The sequence below is a fragment of the Sphingobium yanoikuyae genome (assembly GCF_013001025.1).
GTDB lineage: Bacteria > Pseudomonadota > Alphaproteobacteria > Sphingomonadales > Sphingomonadaceae > Sphingobium > Sphingobium yanoikuyae_A.
The window spans coordinates 884,979-902,566 of sequence record NZ_CP053021.1 but is presented as its reverse complement, the minus strand read 5'-3'; the positions used below and the strand labels follow the sequence as shown (position 1 = coordinate 902,566).

The following is a 17,588-nucleotide window of genomic DNA, read 5'->3' as shown; positions in this document are numbered from 1 at the left end:
TATCCGCCAGCGGCAGCCCCGGAACGGCAATGCGCGCCGGCTCAGAAGGGCAGCTTGAAGCCCGGCGGCAGCGGCAGGCCGGCGGTCATCTTGCCCATTTCGGTGTTGCTGACCTCGTCCGCCTTCTTGCGCGCATCGTTGAACGCGGCGGTGATAAGGTCTTCCAGCATCTGCTTTTCCGACGGTGCCAGCAGGCTGTCGTCGATCGACACGCCCAGGATGCGGCCCTTGGCCGACGCCTTCACCTTGACTAGGCCGCCACCGGCCGCGCCCTCGACTTCCAGCTTGTCCAGATTGTCCTGCGCGCGCTGCAGCTCTTCCTGCACGCGGCTGGCCATCCCCAATATTTCGTTCAGATCCTTCATGCTTCGGCACTCCATTGTTCCGGCTCGTCCGAATGGACCAGCTCGGCATCGGGGAAGGCGTCCATTGCCGCCTTGACCACCGGGGTTTCTAAAATTGCGGCGCGACTGTCGGCCAGCTGGCGCTGTTCATTGGCCAGCAGGGTCGGCTTGGCCTCCCCCTCGCCCTGCGTCACCGTCCAGGCGACGCCGGTCACCTCGCGCAGCGCCGGGATGATCCGGGTGGCGAAGTCGGGCGACAGGCTGGCCGTGCCGCGATACTCCAGCATCGGCGGATCATAGCGGATGATCCCCACGCAATCATGCATTTCCTGCGCCAGATGCCCCTTGCTCTTCTGCCAGAAGGCTTCGATCAGATCCTCGAAGGTGGCGGGCAGGCTGGACGCGGGTTCCGGCGCGGGCGCGGCGGCGGCGGCCGGCGCCTGGCCCGGCATCGCCGGCGCGGCCATCGGCACCCCGCCCTGCAGCATCCGGGCAAGGTCGCTGGGATCGGGCATGGTCGCGGCATGCATCACGCGCAGCAACGCCATCTCGCACGCCTCGATCGGCAGGGCGGCGGTCGCCACCTCGTCATGGCCCTTCAGCATCAGCTGCCACAGCCGATGCAGCGGGCCAAAGCCGATCTGCGACGCCCAGTCGGCCAGCGCGCCGCGTTCCTCGTCGGACTGGCCCGGCGTCGCAATGTCGCGCCCGGCCTTCACCAGCGTGACCGCATGCACCAGCTCCAGCAGGCCGCGCATCAGCGACAGCGGCTCGACCCCCAGCGCATATTGATCGCGCACCCCGCCCAGCAGCGCGGCGGTATCGCCCTCCAGCAGCAGGCCGAGCAGCCGGCGCGTCGAGCCGCGATCCGACAGGCCCAGCATCTCGCGCACCTGCGCCGCCGTAACCATCGGCTCGCCCTCGCCCATTTCGGCATGGGCGATCGCCTGGTCCAGAATCGACAGGCCGTCACGGGCGGAGCCCTCGGCCGCCTGCGCGATCAGCGATAGCGCATCGGGCTCGGCCGCGACCTGTTCGGCCTCGACCACATGGGCGAAATGGCCGGCCAGCATCTCGGCCGGGATGCGACGCAGGTCAAACCGCTGGCAGCGCGACAGCACCGTCACCGGCACCTTGTTCACCTCGGTCGTGGCGAACAGGAATTTCACATGGGCCGGCGGCTCCTCCAAGGTCTTGAGAAGCGCGTTGAACGCGTTCTTCGAGAGCATATGGACTTCGTCGATGATGTAGATCTTGTAGCGCGCCGACACAGCGGCATAGCGCACCGCCTCGATGATCTCGCGCACGTCGTCGACGCCGGTATGGCTGGCGGCATCCATTTCGACCACGTCGATATGCCGCCCCTCGGCAATCGCCATGCAGGGTTCGCACACGCCGCACGGGTCGATCGTCGGCCCGCCCTGCCCACCCGGGCCGATGCAGTTCAGCGCCTTGGCGATCAGCCGCGCGGTCGACGTCTTGCCGACTCCGCGCACGCCGGTCATCAGAAAGGCATGGGCGAGGCGGCCGCGCCGGATCGCATTGCCCAGCGTCTGGACCATGGCGTCCTGCCCGATCAGCTCGCGAAAGTTGCGCGGACGATATTTGCGCGCAAGCACGCGATAGGGCTGAGGGGAATCGGACATGCCTGTTTCCTAACCGTTCAGATGCGGCTTGTCGAAGCCCGTTCGGACCTTGCGAAGAGATGATGCTGTGCGGAAAGGTGGGAGCCGGAACGACCCGCAGAAAAATCGTTGTGGCTGCTTCCGTCAGGACCTGACCAGGTTGGCGACGACTACGTCCGCCCGACTCCCGGCCGGGCATATGGCGAACTCATGACAGGAAGGCAAGGGCTTCCATGCCCTTGCCATGCCATAAGCCTAGTTCAGCCCGCTCTTCTGCGCCTTGCTGACGAATTCCAGCGCCGAATGGGCGGCCTCGGCGATCGCTGCCTCGGCCTTCTTGTCGTCCACGGTCGGCCGGTCGAGATAGATGGCCAATATATATTCCTCGCCCGCGGGCGACTTCACCAGCGCGACGTCATTATAGGCGGTGCCGCAGCTGCCGGTCTTGCTGCCCGACGTCCAGCCTTCGGGCAGGCCCGCCTTGATCCTTTTGTCGCCGGTGGTGCTGGCATTCAGCCAGCCGCGCAGCCTGTCGGCATCGGCCGCAGCCATGTCGCGGAACAACAACCGTCCCATCAGCCCGGCCATCGCCGCCGGACTGGTCGTGTCGCGCGGATCGCCCGCAATATTCTCGTTCAACTCGGGTTCGATACGGTCGAGCCGCGTGATCTTGTCGCCATGGGCACGGATGAAAGAGGTCAGCCCCTCCGGCCCGCCCAGCATCGGCAGCAACAGGTTGGCGGCGCTGTTGTCGCTCACTTCGACTGCCGCCTCGGCCAGTTCGGCCATCGACATGCGGCCGCGCTTCTTGTTCTTCTTCACCACCGGCGCGTAATCGAGAATATCATCCTTGGTGAAGGGTATCTCCCCCTCCAGCCCGAACTTGCCGCCCTGCGCGCCGATCAGCACAGCAGCCGCCAGCGGTGCCTTGAAGGTCGAGCACATGGCAAAGCGATCATCGCGGTTGAAACCCAGGATCAGCGCGCCGTCGCGATCGACCAGCGCGATGCCCATGCGCCCGCCGGTCTCCTCCTCGATCTCCTTGGGATTGCGGACGGAGGTGAGCGCGGATTGCGGCACCAGATAGCGTGGTGCGGACGGCATCAATGTCGGCAGGGTCGGCACCTCTTCGGCCTTCTTGGCCGGCGCCTTCTTCTTGGGCGCGGCCGACAGCGGCAGGGCCACGACGAGACAGGCGGTCAGCGCCACGAGCGAGAGGGATTTGCGCAGCACCATGGCTCACATACCTTGCATATTGTTGAATTCGCCGGGAATACGGACGGTCAGTGCGTCCAGTTGCTCGGACAGGATGATCTGGCAGGCCAGGCGACTGGTGCGGGTCGCCGCAGCGGCCAGGTCCAGCATATCCTCCTCATCCTCGCTCGCGCGCGGCAGCCGGTCGAAATCGGCGGCATCGACGATGACATGACAGGTCGAACAGGCCATCTGCCCTTCGCATGTTCCTTCCAGCGGCTGACCCGCCGCCTGTGCAACCTCCAGCAGGACGGACCCGGCAGGCGCATCGACCTCCAGTCGATTTTCGCCGTCGGCGCTGATGAAGGTGACCATGGTCATGCTATGCGATGCTCCCTGCTCACGGCGCCGCTTGTGCGGTCGCCGCCCCGTTAATCACCTTCGCAGCCTCCTCCAGTTCGGCCGATGTCGTGTATCGGCCAAAGCCGATCCGCACCGATCCGCGCGCCTGACTGTCTGAAAGACCCAAGGCGCGCAGCACATGGCTAGGCCGCCCGGACCCGCTCGCGCAAGCGCTGCCGAGCGAAAAAGACATATTGCGGCAATCGGACAACAATCGCGCGCCGTCGATCCCGGCGCGACGAATGTTGAGATTGCCGGGATAGCGCGCGTCGACGCTGCCGTTCAGCGTCCAGTCGGCGAACAGTGCGCGCGCCTGCGCAGACAGCGCCGCCACATGCGCGCGGTCGGCCTCCGCCTGTTCCCGCATCAGGCGCGCCGCCACGCCAAAGCCGGCGCATAGGGCGGGCGACAGCGTGCCCGACCGCAGCCCGCCTTCCTGCCCGCCGCCATGGATCAGCGGGTCGATCTTCACCCCGTCGCGCAACCACAGCGCGCCGATCCCTTTTGGCCCATGGATCTTGTGTGCGCTGATCGCCACCATGTCGCACGGGTCGGGGATCGGCACCCGGCCATAGCCCTGCACCGCGTCGCACAGGAACAGCGCGCCCGCGCCATGGGCCAGTTCCGCCAGCGCACCGACCGGCTGGATCACGCCAATCTCGTTATTGACCAGCATCGCGACAACGAGAGCGATGCCCGGCACGATCGCCCGCGCCGCCGCTTCCATGTCGACCAGCCCGTCGCCATCCACCGGCAGGACCGTCACCGCCCGGCCCGTCCGCCGCATCGCCGCCACCGTATCCAGCACGGCGGCATGTTCGGTCGCGATGGTGACGATGTCGCCCGCCGGCGCGCCCTGGATCGCGATATTGAGCGCCTCGGTCGCGCCGGAGGTGAAGAGCAGCCTGCCGCCCGGCGGCAGCAACTGGCCTATGGCATCGCGCGCCAGTTCCACCTGCGCCGCGACCATGCGCCCGGCGCGGTGCGCGCTGTGCGGATTGGCGAACTGGTCGCGCAACAGCGGCACCATCGCCTCGAAGGCTTCGGGCGCCAGCGGCGTCGTCGCCTGATAGTCGAGATAGATCACCGGCCCGCCCGCTCCGCCATGGCGGTCCATGTGGCCAGGAAGCGATCGACATCGCCCGCGCTGGTCTGCGGGCCGAAACTCACCCGCACCACTTCGCCCGCCGCCGCCGCGTCCCAGCCCATCGCGCCCAGCACATGGCTGGTCTTGAGCGATCCGGATGAACAGGCGCTGCCCGCCGACACGGACATGCCGGCCAGGTCGAACTGGATCAGCTGCGCCCGCGCCGACAGGCCGGGCATGCGATAGCTGGCGATCGCCGGCAGGCGCGGCGCGTCACGCGCGACGATCTGCCCGCCCGCCGCCTCGATCCCGGCGTCCAGCCTTGCCCGCAGCGCGGCCGCCACCGGCATCCAGTCGCCCCGTGCCTCCAGCGCCGCCGCCATAGCCATGATCGCCGGCAGATTTTCGGTGCCGGCGCGATAGCCCTGCTCCTGCCCGCCGCTCGGCTCGACCAGCGCCAGATCGCGGATCAGCAGCGCGCCGATCCCCGGCGGCCCGCCGAACTTGTGCGCGCTGATCGCGATCATGTCGGCCTCGGGCAGCGCCAGCTTGCCCGCGCTCTGGGCGCAATCGGCAAACAGCAGCAGCCCCGCGCGCCGGAAATCCGCCAGTGGCTGGATCACGCCCGTCTCGTTGTTCACATGCTGGATCGCGACCAGACTGCCCGGCGCCAGTTCCGGCAACAGCACCCGGCCATCGCCATCCACCGCCAGCCGCTCGGCCTCCTTGGTCACGCGCAACACGGCGTCATGCTCGACCGGCGAGGTGATGATTCGCCCCGCCTTGGCGCGGGTCAGCGCGATGGCGATCGCCTCGCTCGCGCCGGAGGTGAAGAGGACATGGCCATCCCATCCCAGCGCCGCTGCGATCCGCCGCCGCGCATCCTCCAGCATCGCCCGCGCCGCGCGCCCGTCGCTGTGTGGGCTGGACGGGTTGGCCCAGCCGGCCATTGCGGCGACCATCGCGGCCTGCGCCTGCGGCAGCATCGGGGTGGTCGCGGCATGATCGAGATAAAGGCGGTCGGCGGCCAAGCGGAACTACTCATTGATTGCGGAAATGGCGGCGGCATCTATATAGGCGGATTGCCGCGCTGCGCCAGCGTGAAGGCCATATGGCCAAGCCCCGGCGCGCGCACGGACCCTTTCCCCGCTGCCCCGTGGCAGCCCAGACCATAACAGGTGCCATGCCCGACGTCATTTTCCCCGGACCCGAAGGTCGCCTCGAAGGCCGCTTCAGCCCCCCGCCCCGCCCGCGCGCGCCGGTCGCCATGATCCTGCACCCGCATCCGCAGGGCGGCGGCACGATGAACGACCGCATCACCCAGGCACTCTACAAGACCTTCGTGAAGCGCGGCTTTGCCGTGTTGCGCTTCAACTTCCGCGGCGTCGGCCGCAGCCAGGGCACGTTCGACAATGGCATTGGCGAACTCAGCGATGCCGCAGCGGCGCTCGACTGGGTGCAGAGCTTCCACCCCGAAGCGCAGACCACCTGGATCGCCGGCTTCTCCTTCGGCGCGTGGATCGGCATGCAGCTGCTGATGCGTCGCCCGGAAATCCGCGGCTTCATCTCGGTCGCGCCGCCGGCCAACATGTATGATTTCTCCTTCCTGGCACCCTGCCCCTCGTCGGGCATCATCGTCCAGGGCACGGCGGACGAAGTGGTGACCGCCAGCGCGGTGCAGAAGCTGGTCGACAAGCTGCGCACCCAGAAGGGCATCACCATCCATCATGACGAGATCAAGGGGGCCAACCACTTCTTCGAGCATGAGCTGGACCAGCTGATGAAGTCGGTCGACAATTATCTCGACATGCGCCTGTCGCCGGACTCGCCGATCCGCTGAGGACCGGCCCGATCGGGATCATGGAGGGGCTGCCGCCGCGCAGCCCCTTTTTCTTTGCCTGCACGAACCGCCTGGCCGCCAGGACCGGAAATCTGCCGAGCCGCATCCAGTACCGGCCCGCAACCGAATGTCGATCAGCCTGACCTTCGTGATCTCCAGCCCCCGCCTCTGGCCTTTTGCAGCGGGACGCCCACCGTCTCCCGCCATGAAGCCTTGATGGCTGCCCCCAGAAAGAGCGCCCTCCACTTACTCCACGGCTTCTCCCAAAAGCTGACCTTGGCATATCCGTCATCCCGGACTTGATCCGCGCCCCATTCAGCACTCCCTATCTGGCGTAGTGCAAAATGGATCCTGACCTCCGTCAGGATGACGCCCGTGACGATTGGCAGGTTTGCGACCAATTGAGGACGCCAAACACCATTCATCTGACACCCAATAGCAGACTTAACAGGCTAGCGTGTTGGCAACATGCTGATCCAGAGGTCGTTCTGCCAGTCCTCATATCTAAGCAACGCCCCAAATTGCCATTCGCGCTCATGCGTCCAATCTCCAGGCCTATCGAGAAGTTCGATCATCGCAACAACACGCCATTGCTCGCCCGGAAGCGTGTAGAAAATCCTATCTAGGAACCGATCTGCAAGTTGTGTGGGCCTTGTTTGAACTGTCTTTTCAAAGCGTCCAGTGGCAACATGACGATCAAACATCGCTAGGTAGCGGGCAACGCATTCTGGCTGATCTTCTTGGCCAAAAGACGCGAAATAGGAGAGCGGCTTGCTACCCCTCAGCATGAGACCCAATTCCCGATTTGTATGAACAAGATAAGGAAGGTTGCGGAGGCTTTCTGGCAGCATTGCCAATCTTACCTCTCAAATACAGCGTATCCAATGTCCTCTTTCCGCGAACTTCCATCCGTAAGCCGCCGTTCCGCTACCCACCCCAAATCCGTCATTCCCGCGCAGGCGGGAATCCATCTCCTGACCTCGCATCTGGTCCGAAGCTGGTGAGATGGATCCCCGCCTGCGCGGGGATGACGCTGTGAAACAGGTGGCCAGCTTCCCACCCAAATCCCACCCGGTGAAGGCTGTGATTTTCCTGTTCTTCGAGAGCAAGAGATGATGGAGGACGGTCGAGCGCCGCGCGGTTCATGCGCGCGGCGCCGTGAAGAAGGCGGAGGAAGGACAGGTCGCACGCCGCCGCCAGACCAGCAGCCAAGCCGCCATCCCGCCCGCGCCCTCCCCAGGGGCGCCGGCAGGATTAGATCGGATCAGTTGGCCTTGGACAGGTCCACCTTCTCGACCCATTCGGGGTAGAAGGTCGGCTCGCGGTTGGACCAGCCGACCGCCGTGGCCGCCGCCTCGCTGATCGACTGCAACAGCAGCCGGCGCTTTTCGGGATGAAGATGCGGCAGGCTCGCCGCCGCACAGAAGGCGCCCGGCAGCCAGGGCCGCGCCCCCGCCCCCAGCAGCCGCTCATAGAGGAAGCGATAGGCCGAGAAGCTCGCCAGCCGGTCCTGCCCCAGGTCGAAGGCGGACACCGTCACCAGCGGCGCCATGAACGGCTCCACCTGGTCCAGCCCGCTATCGTCGGGAACATGCGCCTTGATCTCGTCCAGCCGGCCATAGATGCGCGCCTGGGCGCGGATGCTGGCTTCCTCGACCATGTCGCGCGACCATAGCTTCATCGCGTCGCGGCGATGCAGCCCGATGTCCAGCGATCTGCGAATATATCTTTGCGTGGCCGACGGGAAACTGGCGAATTCCCGCAATTCCGCCAGGGTAATGGCCCCGTCCGCCGGTCTTGCACTCGTGCCCATTGCTCATGCCCTCCGACTTGAAGTCGATCAGCAGAACATGCGCCCCGCATGGTTAGCAAAGGCTTAACGGGCACCTGTCCCACCGATTGTCACAAGGGACCAGATTTCGTTTTGCAGTGCAACATGATATTTTTGTGAAATGCGACGGACGGAGGATTATGCCTCCGCTTCAACCGCTTCGGGTGCCAGCAGCCAGGCCAGCCCTGCCGTCGCATCATCGAAGATCCGCAGATAGGGCTGCGTCATTTCCCGCTTCACCTGCAACCGCGTGATCGCGCTGCCGGTGATGATGGCGATCCGCCGGGCCTTGGGAAAATCGCCCAGATTCGCGCGGAAGGACGCGACCGCCTCCTGCGGCTGGGCGCTGCTGGCGCTCATGTCCATGCGCAGCAGATAGCCCGGCTTGAACCCTTCTGCCAGGAAGCGGGCCTTGCATTCGCGGGCATAGGCCGCGACTTCCTGCGCCGTGAACAGCTTGGACCATTTGATGTCCAGCAGGTTCAGATCATGGCGAAATTCGATGTGGTACATGGCGCAGTCTCCTGCGCGCTCCCTGCCACGACCGGGTTAATATTTCGCCTCCGGGGCGCCCTGCTCAGGCCGGGCGCCGCTCCAGCACCGCGCCGATCATGCTGCGCCACACCGCCACGTCGCCGGCCCGCGCCATGTCGGCATCGGGTTCGCGCAGTGTGTGCAATATCGCATAGGCATCGTCGACATGGTCGGGCCAGGCCGCATCCACCGCGCCCGCCGCATGGGGATCCTTGCCGCCGCCATTCAGGCTGAGCTGGCGCCCGGCCAGCACGCGGGCAATGCGTTCGATCGCGGGGGTGGTGGAAGTCGGCATCGTCGTCTGCTCCTCTCGCGCGGGGAAGCCGGCCTGCCGCCTGATGGCGGTCGGGGCCGCGCTTGCCCGACTGGAATAACATGGATTTTCGCGGTCCGCTATCGGTCAGCGATCAGGCTTTTCCGGAAAACCCGAAGACGGCACCGGTTCGCCGTCATCGTCGGGCCGACTGGTCGCGGGCGGGTCCGACGCATCCATGCTGTCTTCCAGCGCCTCGTCCAGCTTCTTCTCGCTCTCGCGCCTGGTATCGCTCATCTGCGCGTCTCCTTTTCTCCTGCCGGATCAACCGACAGGGGCCAATACCGGTTCCCCGCGCCACCGCTTCGACCAACCGCCAAGCCGCTTCGACCAGCATCGCGCGCAGGGGGCGACAGCGTCGCCAAGCTCGCGTAGATATCATCCATGACATTTCCCACCGAAGAGGGGCCGCGCGGCGTTTCGCCGACCGCCGCCCTCTACTCCATCATCGGCTTCTGGTTCTTCTACGCGATCCTCATCAGCGTGCGGGCGCTGGTGGTGGGCTTCGACTATCAGGGCGAAATGGCCGCCCGCCGCGCCGTGGTGACGTTGATCGGCATCATCGTGACCTGGATTCTCTATCTGGCGATACGCCGGTTCGATGCCAAGCCGCTGGCGGTTCGCATCGTCGCCGCCTTCTCGCTCGCCGCGCCCTTCGCGCTCGCGATGGCGGTCGCCAACTATTATGTATTCAACATCTATGACCCGATGGGCATGTTTCCCGACATGGACCAGCAGAAATATGAGGCCCAGTCCCATGCGCTGATCTATATCGTCGATGACGCCGTCAGCCGCTATTTCTTCCTGTCCGCCTGGGCCGGCCTCTATCTCGGCCTCTCCTATGCCAGCGAGGCGCATCGCACCGAACGCCGCGCCGCCCGGCTGGAACGTGCCGCGCAGCAGGCCGAACTGCGCTCGCTGCGCTATCAGGTGAACCCGCATTTCCTGTTCAACACGCTGAACTCGCTTTCCTCCCTGGTGATGAAGGACCGGCGCGACGAGGCCGAACAGATGATCATGTCGCTCTCCAATTTCTACCGCACCAGCCTCACCGGCGATCCGCTCGATGACGTGCAACTGGAAGAGGAAGTCCATCTCCAGAAACTCTATCTGGATATCGAGGCGGTGCGCTTCCCCGACCGGCTGGCCACCCGGATCGACATTCCCGCCGACCTGCTGACCGCCTGCGTGCCGGGCCTGATCCTCCAGCCCTTGGTCGAAAATGCGATCAAATATGGCGTGTCGCGCACCTCCAGCCCGGTCGCCATAACCATCCGCGCGCGCGAGGAGCATGGCCTGCTGCACCTCACCGTCGCCGACAATGGCGACAAGCCGCCCAGCCCCGGCGATGGCGGCAGCGGCATTGGCCTCGCCAATGTGCGCGACCGCCTGTCCGCCCGCTTTGGCGATCAGGGCCGGATCGACTATGGTCCGCAGGCCGATGGCGGCTTTGCCGTCAATCTCTTCCTTCCGCTCAACCGCCGGGGGTGCTGACGCCCATGTCCATCCGCACCATGATCGTCGATGATGAGCCGCTCGCGGTCGAGCGATTGCAGATGCTGTGCGCACGCGAACCGCGCATCGCGCTGGTCGGCACCGCCAATGATGGCGAGGCGGCGTTGCGCCTGGTCGAGGCCCTCAAGCCCGACCTGCTGCTGCTCGACATCGCCATGCCGCTGCTCGACGGCATCGGCGTCGCCCGCGCGATCAGCCAGATGGGCATCCGCCCTGCGATCATCTTCGTCACCGCCTTCGAAAGCTTCGCGGTCGAGGCGTTCGATCTCGCCGCGGTCGATTATCTGCTGAAACCCGTTGCCCATGATCGCCTGACCCGCGCGGTTGACCGGGTCGAACAGGCGCTGCGCAGCCGCGATGGCGAGGATGGTGCTACGCCCGCCTCGGCCGAACCGGCGCCCGAATGGGCCGAGGAATTCTGGGTGCCGCACCGCTCCGAACTGGTCCGCATCGCCGCCGACCAGATCGACCGGATCGAGGCGGAGCGCGACTATATGCGCCTCCATGTCGGCGCCCACTCCTATCTGCTGCACCAGACCATCAGTTCGCTGGAGGAACGGCTCGATCCGCAGGCGTTCGTCCGCCTGCACCGCTCGCATATCGTCCGCCGCCCGCATATCGCGCGGCTGCGCCACGACGGCAGCGGCGTCTGGTTCGCGGCGCTGGCCGACGGCAACGAGATCCGCATCGGCCGCACCTATCTCGCCAACGCCAGAGCGATGACGGGACGCTGAGAATCCTTTTGGACATGCGTCTCCAGGCGCACCGGCACCGGCCCGCTACCCGCTCAGTAGATCCACTGGATGCGGGTCAGCACCGTGTCGCTCTCGCCGCGCTCGCCGAACCGGTCGAGCCAGGTATGGCCCCAGGTCGCGCCGAATTTCCAGCGCGTCGTCGCCCACCAGTTGAGGCCCAGCATCGTCTTCTTGAAACGGCCACCCTCGATGCCATTATCGTCCAGGTCCATTTCCGAATAGCGCGCCACCAGTTCCGGCGCGCCCCAGCGGCCCTTGGGGATGACGCGCCGGGCATAGCCGACATTGCGGTCATAGGGCCGGGTTTCGCCGGTCAATATCCAACTGCCGGTGACATACCAGCCATGGAAGACCGGATCGCGAAATTCGCGCGAATTGGTCCGGTTCAATATATATTCGCCCAGGAACGACACCGGCCCGACATTCAGCAGCGCCTCGCCGGCAAAGCCGTCGCTGCTCTGTGCTGCGAATTTCCCGGTGTCGATCGCGACGTCGCCGACATTGGTTTCCGCCCGGCCGCTGTAGCGGATCGTGCCGTCCGCCGCGGCATGGCGATAGGCCACGCCGACATGCAGGAATTCATTATGATCCGGCCGGTCCCAGATCAGCCCGGTCATGCGCGCCGAATAGTCCCAGCCACGATCGGTCGAGCTGCCGAAATCCCAGCTATCCTTGTAGGCACCCGCCGAAAAGGTCGCCGCCTTGTTCGCGCCCAGCACCTGGACGAAGCGGACGCCGAAATTGCGTGATGTGAAAAAGGGCGTCAGCACGCGCTCGCTATGCGGCAGGTTCGCCGAATCCCCGACCATTTCGTAGGAAAATGTCTCCTTGGTCTTGCCCAGCGTCATCTTGGTGCGGCTGCCCAGCGGAAAGGTCAGCGACGCATCGGTCAGCTTCCATTTCTGCTCGGGGTTGGTGTCGAACCCCTTATATTCGCCGCTGAGCTGATAGCTTACCCGATAGTCGCCGCCGACCGATCCGATCAGGCTGAGCCGCGCCGATCGCACCTGAAACTCGTTGTCCTGCCGGCCGATCTGGCTTTCATTGACCGCATCCTGGCTGAAATCGGTCCAGTCGCCGATCAGCGACAGGCCCAGCCGGATCTTGAAGAAGGGCAGTTCCTTGTTCGGGTCGGCGGCCTTGGCTGGCGCGAAATCGGGGACGACATAGCTCGGCGTCTCGTCCACCGCATGCACGTCGCCGCCGCTATGATGGCCGATCGGTTCGTAGAGCGATTCCGTGCTCTGCGCCCAGGCGTCCGGCGCATATAGCCCTCCGGCCATCAGCATTGCCATGATGACGAGCGAAGTGCCGGGAAGACGCGCGCGCATGACCATTATCCCCTTGAACCTGCCCCTTCTGATCGTCGCAAATCCGGAGGTCCGCCATCGGGGGAAATACCGAGAATGGCCGGGGCGGACGCGCCGGTTATCCCAACGCGAAAAGGGCCCGGCTCGCGCCAGGCCCTCTCCCTCCCTTGGCGGGATGCGGATGGTCAGTTGCCTACCACCGGCCGGGCATCCTTCGCATCGGCATAGCGCTCGTTGGTCTGGGCGCGGGCGATGGCGGTCGCGATCGGCGCCTCGACCTGGGCGATCGCGGCGGAACGGCATGCGCTCATGGTGTTGATGTCGGTGCTGAAGCAGACCCGGCTGGCCGCACGGGAGATGCGGGTGCGCAGTTCCTGCTGGTCGGCGTGGCGCGTGAGGTCCAGGTCACCGAAGCGGACCTCGGTGGTGCGGCCGTTGGACGTGAACTCCTCGGCCGAAGCGATGCCGGAACCGGCCAGCAGGGCGGCGGCGGCACTCACGGCAGTGATGATCTTGGCGGTGGCGAACATGGCGTGTCTCCTCAAAACTGTCATGGCATCCGGCCTGCGTCGTCAGGGGGCATCGACATGCCGGATGCGAACGGTTCGGCGGGGGTCTTGTGGGGGCGTTGCGCCATATCCCGTTCGCCCATCCCGTGTACGCGCCCGGCCCTCTCGCCGCTCGTCCGCTTCGACCGGCAACCCCCGGCATCGGCCAACGACCGATCCATCGACCAAGAGCGGATTTGCGGGGACGAACGACCGGACGAATGCCATTCGTCTGCGAAACGACAGGCTATTCCCTAAGGGAAATTACGGAGATTCAAGAAAAGAGGACATGAAAACGCCCCCGGCGCAAGGGAATGCCGGGGGCGTATCCGGATGCTGTCGGGCACTCCAGATCTTGTCTCAACTGTTACCGTCAACACGGCACCATCGGCCGTGAACCGTCGCTTAACGCGCTGCTCTCTGGCCTGTTTCGATGTCAGAATAACGACAAGTCGGCGGTCGCAGCGGCCCGTTCGATGATCGGCCCATGGCCTCCGCCCGATGGCATGGCCACTGGACCAACCGTCCACCACGGCCCACCAACGACATCCGCCCTGCGATCAGGCGTCCAGCGCGGGCAAACCCGCCCGTTCCAGTGCGCGAACCAGATAGGCGCCAAAGGCCGCATCGCGGGCGGGCAGACGATGGCGCATCCAGGCCAGGCCAACCAGCGCCCGCCAGGCGGCCAGCGCCTCGCCATCCATCGTCGCGGCCCGGCGGTAACAGCGGACATAATGGGCCGTGGCCAGATCGCGGACCGGCCCCTCCAGCCAGCCACTGGCTTGTCCCGGACCAAAGCGCATCAGCATCTCGCTGCGCACCACATCGGCGCCGGCATCGCCCGCGCCGCCTTCGACCAGTCGATCGCCACCAGCCCCTCGCCACTGACGATCAGATTGGCCGGATGCAGGTCGCCATGCGACAGCATGTCGCCCTCGCCCAGCTGGTCCAGCCGGTCGATCGCCGCCGCACGCAACCGCGCACCGATCGGCGCCATTTCGATATCCTCGGTCAATATCGCCTTGCGGCTGCGCAGCATCGGCACCGGCTGTCGATGGATATGCGCCTGCAACTGCGCCATCGCCCGCATCGCCCAGCCCACCCAATGCGGATGGCGCCAGATATAATGGAGCAGGTTGGGGCCCTCTATCTCGCTATAGATGATGCCTTGCCGCCCGCCGGCCTCGCACCGGCCGAACAGCCGCGCCGCCGGCAGGCCGGTCGCCTGGATCATCTCTGCCGTCACATATTCGCGGCGAATGATCGACGGGTCGACACCCTCGTGGCACAGCTTGAGCACCCGCCCCCCGTCCAGCCGATAGACCGCGGCGGAGGCGCCCTCGGCAATGAAGGTGGAAGGATCGGGCAACGTCATGCCCCTCGCCTGTGCCGCAGGCGGGCAGGATTGGCCAGCGATTTCGCGTCGACACCCCCAATGCCTCCGGCGCGACCGCCATGTCCGCTCCCATCGCCCGCAGCCCGAGGCCCCGTCCCGCCGCACTAGAAGCGGAAGGACAGATTCCCCCGCCACTGCCAGCTCGACAGGCCGCCCGATCCGATCCCATAATATTCGCCCGATCCGATCAGCGCGACATTGCCGCGCAACTGGATACGCGTGCCGAACCGGACCGATCCGGTCGCCGGCGTGGTCGCGATCAGGCGCAGGTCCGGCCCCAGGACACGACCGCCATTGGGGCGCAGATAGGCAAAATCGACGCCACCCTCGACATAGGGGGTGATGACCATGTCATCCGATCGGAACGGCCGGCTGATCTCCAGCGACGTCGCCACCGCACCATAATCATAGCGCGCATCGCCCTGCAGCACGCGCAGGTCGATATTGCCCACCTGCCCCTGCAGCACATAATTATCGTGCCAGATGCTGGCATAGCTCCACGACAGGCGGGGCCGCAGCAGGAAGCTGCCGATCGGGCGCTGCGCGCTCATCCCGATCGTGCCCGACAGGGTGAAGCTGTCATGCTTGCCCGACAGCATCAGCACATGCTGTTCATATTCGCCGAAGTTGAAGCCGATGCTGGCATCCAACACCACGTCCGAATTTGCCATCCGATGCACCATGTATGGCTTCACCGTGATGGAATCAGCCTGCTGGCGCATGCCGCCATTGAAGGATTTATAATCCGAATTGCCGAACTGGATGGCCAGGCCGGCAACGGTGCGCTTGTCGATCCAGCGATCCAGGCCAATATTATACTGGTTCGCGCTGCCCCTGGTCCGGGCGCCGGAACGGTCATCCTTCAGCGTCGAATAGCTCCATTCTCCCCAGGCGGTCCAGCGCCGGCGGGCATTGGCTGCAATCCGGCAGGCCTTCTCGACCAGTTGCGGATCACCCCGCAACCGGCCTTCGCGCCCGGCCCGGCAGACTTCATCGGCGGTCATCAGCATCGGGCGCCGCTCATCACGGCCCGGCGCGACACCGGTCGGCGCGATCGGCGGCAGCGTCTCGGGGCGCGGCCGCTGCAACGGCCGCACGGTCGGCCCGCCCACATCCGGATCGGGCCGCAGTCCTGGCGTCACCGTGTCGGGATCAGGACGCAGCCCCGGCGTCACCGTGTCCGGATCAGGACGCAGTCCCGGCGTCACCGTATCCGGATCGGGCCGCAAGCCCGGTGTCACCGTATCCGGATCGGGCCGCAAGCCCGGCGTCACCGTATCCGGATCAGGTCGCAGCCCCGGCGTCACCGTATCCGGATCAGGTCGCAGCCCCGGCGTCACCGTGTCCGGATCAGGACGCAAGCCCGGCGTCACCGTATCGGGATCAGGTCGCAAGCCCGGTGTCACCGTGTCCGGATCAGGCCGCAGTCCCGGCGTCACCGTGTCAGGATCAGGACGCAAACCCGGCGTCACCGTATCCGGATCAGGCCGCAAGCCCGGCGTCACCGTGTCCGGATCAGGCCGCAGGCCCGGCGTCACCGTGTCAGGATCAGGCCGTAAACCCGGCGTCACCGTATCCGGATCAGGACGCAGGCCCGGCGTCACCGTATCCGGATCAGGCCGCAGGCCCGGCGTCACCGTATCCGGATCGGGCCGCAAACCCGGCGTCACCGTATCCGGATCAGGCCGCAGGCCCGGCGTCACCGTGTCCGGATCAGGTCGCAAGCCCGGCGTCACCGTGTCCGGATCAGGCCGCAAACCCGGCGTCACCGTATCCGGATCGGGCCGCAAGCCCGGCGTGACCGTGTCCGGGTCAGGCCGCAGGCCCGGCGTCACCGTATCAGGATCAGGCCGCAGTCCCGGTGTCACCGTGTCAGGATCAGGACGCAAGCCCGGCGTCACCGTGTCCGGATCAGGCCGCAAGCCCGGCGTCACCGTATCCGGATCGGGTCGCAGGCCCGGCGTCACCGTATCCGGGTCAGGCCGCAGCCCCGGCGTCACCGTATCCGGGTCAGGCCGCAAGCCCGGCGTCACCGTATCGGGATCGGGCCGCAGACCCGGTGTCACCGTATCGGGATCGGGCCGCAGTCCCGGCGTCACCGTATCAGGATCAGGCCGCAGCCCCGGCGTCACCGTATCCGGGTCAGGCCGCAAGCCCGGCGTCACCGTATCCGGATCGGGCCGCAGACCCGGCGTCACCGTGTCGGGGCTCGGCCGCAGTTCCGGCGTCACGGTCTCGGGCAAGGGCCGCAATCCGGGCGTGATCAAATCCGGATTGGGGCGCAACCCCGGCGTTACCGTATCCGGCAGGGGGCGCAGCCCCGGCGTCACCGTGTCCGGGTTCGGCCGCAATTCCGGCGTGATCAGATCGGGCAGTTCCGGGTCGGGCCGGTTCCAGTGATCGGGGAAATTGATGCCGCCCGGATGCTGGTCGGCCGAATCGACGAAATTGTCATATTCCGCATATTCGGTGCGGATATGGGCGAACAGATTATGGGTGCCGCCATTTTCCCGCACGATGGGCGATACCGTCAGGTGCAGGCCGGTATCGGGCTGGGTCCAACTGTCCACCCGTTCCCCGGTCTCGGGAAAGACGACGAAAAACTCGCCCGGATCGACGCCGGACAGCCACACCGAATGGTCCTTGCCCTCGGTCCAGCCCAGGAAGATGATCCGCCCCGCGGGCGTCTCGCTCTGGGCCATGGCCCCCGTCGTCGCCAATGTCATGCCCGCGACGCTGCCCGCCACGCTCAGGACGCCCGCATGCCAATGGAGCCGCCAATAGGTCATGCCCCGTTTCTACGTGCGATCCCATAGCCGCGGCCATCCATGGAAACCCCGAGACAGGCCGAGACGCGCCCGCAGCCGAACCAGAAACGCCCTCCGGCCGGCGCA

The 17,588-nt window shown here is 66.0% G+C and carries 19 protein-coding genes and 1 other RNA gene; 3 read left to right on the top strand and 17 right to left on the bottom strand.

The genetic code is table 11. The annotated features are described in order from the left end of the window. Positions 1-41: 41 nt before the first annotated feature. The 7 genes from HH800_RS04725 to HH800_RS04695 form a co-directional block, all read right to left on the bottom strand. Positions 42-365 carry a YbaB/EbfC family nucleoid-associated protein gene (locus HH800_RS04725; RefSeq protein ID WP_004207701.1) on the bottom strand — a complete coding sequence of 108 codons (324 nt, stop codon included), beginning with the start codon at positions 363-365 and terminating at the stop codon, positions 42-44. Next, a complete protein-coding gene (locus tag HH800_RS04720; RefSeq protein WP_169860333.1) occupies positions 362-1,990 on the bottom strand; it encodes a DNA polymerase III subunit gamma/tau in 1,629 nt (542 codons plus the stop codon). Before HH800_RS04720 ends, HH800_RS04725 begins: the two co-directional genes overlap by 4 nt. 73 nt (positions 1,991-2,063) lie before the next feature. Beyond that, positions 2,064-2,161, bottom strand: an RNA gene (gene ffs, locus HH800_RS04715) — signal recognition particle sRNA small type. 63 nt (positions 2,162-2,224) lie between these two features. Next, positions 2,225-3,205, bottom strand: a complete 981-nt coding sequence (blaSGM, locus tag HH800_RS04710; RefSeq protein ID WP_169860332.1) for an SGM family class A beta-lactamase — start codon at positions 3,203-3,205, stop codon at positions 2,225-2,227. Between the two features lie 3 nt (positions 3,206-3,208). Then, complete coding sequence (locus tag HH800_RS04705) at positions 3,209-3,544, bottom strand: 2Fe-2S iron-sulfur cluster-binding protein (RefSeq protein WP_010337134.1); 336 nt, start codon at positions 3,542-3,544, stop codon at positions 3,209-3,211. A gap of 19 nt (positions 3,545-3,563) precedes the next feature. Then, a complete protein-coding gene (locus HH800_RS04700; RefSeq protein WP_169860331.1) occupies positions 3,564-4,682 on the bottom strand; it encodes a cysteine desulfurase family protein in 1,119 nt (372 codons plus the stop codon). Then, entirely contained in the window at positions 4,649-5,683 is a 1,035-nt protein-coding gene (locus HH800_RS04695) for a cysteine desulfurase family protein (protein WP_169860330.1), read from the bottom strand. The genes HH800_RS04700 and HH800_RS04695 overlap by 34 nt, the downstream gene beginning before the upstream one ends. Positions 5,684-5,835: 152 nt before the next feature. On the opposite strand from HH800_RS04695, the gene HH800_RS04690 reads away from it, so the two are divergent. Then, positions 5,836-6,492 (top strand): alpha/beta hydrolase, encoded by a 657-nt coding sequence (locus HH800_RS04690; protein WP_004207708.1) that lies wholly within the window; start codon positions 5,836-5,838, stop codon positions 6,490-6,492. A 452-nt stretch (positions 6,493-6,944) separates the two neighbouring features. Here HH800_RS04690 and HH800_RS04685 read toward each other — a convergent pair whose 3' ends face one another. From HH800_RS04685 to HH800_RS04665, 5 genes are all read right to left on the bottom strand, one after another. Further along, complete coding sequence (locus tag HH800_RS04685; protein WP_169860329.1) at positions 6,945-7,343, bottom strand: hypothetical protein; 399 nt, start codon at positions 7,341-7,343, stop codon at positions 6,945-6,947. Between the two features lie 413 nt (positions 7,344-7,756). Continuing rightward, positions 7,757-8,305, bottom strand: a complete 549-nt coding sequence (locus tag HH800_RS04680; protein WP_004207710.1) for a hypothetical protein — start codon at positions 8,303-8,305, stop codon at positions 7,757-7,759. A gap of 156 nt (positions 8,306-8,461) precedes the next feature. Further along, positions 8,462-8,836, bottom strand: a complete 375-nt coding sequence (locus HH800_RS04675; RefSeq protein WP_069338685.1) for a hypothetical protein — start codon at positions 8,834-8,836, stop codon at positions 8,462-8,464. Positions 8,837-8,900: 64 nt separating this feature from the next. Beyond that, positions 8,901-9,152: a hypothetical protein gene (locus HH800_RS04670; RefSeq protein WP_037507992.1), complete on the bottom strand. Its 252-nt coding sequence runs from the start codon at positions 9,150-9,152 to the stop codon at positions 8,901-8,903. A 105-nt stretch (positions 9,153-9,257) separates the two neighbouring features. After that, positions 9,258-9,407 carry a hypothetical protein gene (locus HH800_RS04665; RefSeq protein WP_169860328.1) on the bottom strand — a complete coding sequence of 50 codons (150 nt, stop codon included), beginning with the start codon at positions 9,405-9,407 and terminating at the stop codon, positions 9,258-9,260. A 147-nt stretch (positions 9,408-9,554) separates the two neighbouring features. Between HH800_RS04665 and HH800_RS04660 the strand changes: the two genes are divergently transcribed. Continuing rightward, complete coding sequence (locus HH800_RS04660; RefSeq protein ID WP_097384037.1) at positions 9,555-10,664, top strand: sensor histidine kinase; 1,110 nt, start codon at positions 9,555-9,557, stop codon at positions 10,662-10,664. A gap of 5 nt (positions 10,665-10,669) precedes the next feature. Next, positions 10,670-11,419 carry a LytR/AlgR family response regulator transcription factor gene (locus HH800_RS04655; RefSeq protein ID WP_169860327.1) on the top strand — a complete coding sequence of 250 codons (750 nt, stop codon included), beginning with the start codon at positions 10,670-10,672 and terminating at the stop codon, positions 11,417-11,419. A 53-nt stretch (positions 11,420-11,472) separates the two neighbouring features. Here HH800_RS04655 and HH800_RS04650 read toward each other — a convergent pair whose 3' ends face one another. From HH800_RS04650 to HH800_RS04635, 5 genes are all read right to left on the bottom strand, one after another. Further along, positions 11,473-12,771 carry an OprO/OprP family phosphate-selective porin gene (locus tag HH800_RS04650; RefSeq protein ID WP_235682024.1) on the bottom strand — a complete coding sequence of 433 codons (1,299 nt, stop codon included), beginning with the start codon at positions 12,769-12,771 and terminating at the stop codon, positions 11,473-11,475. Between the two features lie 164 nt (positions 12,772-12,935). After that, positions 12,936-13,280, bottom strand: a complete 345-nt coding sequence (locus HH800_RS04645) for a UrcA family protein (RefSeq protein WP_169863240.1) — start codon at positions 13,278-13,280, stop codon at positions 12,936-12,938. Positions 13,281-13,858: 578 nt separating this feature from the next. Continuing rightward, the gene (locus tag HH800_RS28985) at positions 13,859-14,101 is read right to left on the bottom strand and encodes a hypothetical protein (protein WP_235682023.1); all 243 of its coding nucleotides are present in this window, start codon (positions 14,099-14,101) and stop codon (positions 13,859-13,861) included. After that, positions 14,101-14,673 carry a phosphotransferase family protein gene (locus tag HH800_RS04640; RefSeq protein WP_235682022.1) on the bottom strand — a complete coding sequence of 191 codons (573 nt, stop codon included), beginning with the start codon at positions 14,671-14,673 and terminating at the stop codon, positions 14,101-14,103. Before HH800_RS04640 ends, HH800_RS28985 begins: the two co-directional genes overlap by 1 nt. 125 nt (positions 14,674-14,798) lie before the next feature. Beyond that, complete coding sequence (locus tag HH800_RS04635) at positions 14,799-17,483, bottom strand: autotransporter domain-containing protein (protein ID WP_169860325.1); 2,685 nt, start codon at positions 17,481-17,483, stop codon at positions 14,799-14,801. Positions 17,484-17,588: the final 105 nt, after the last annotated feature.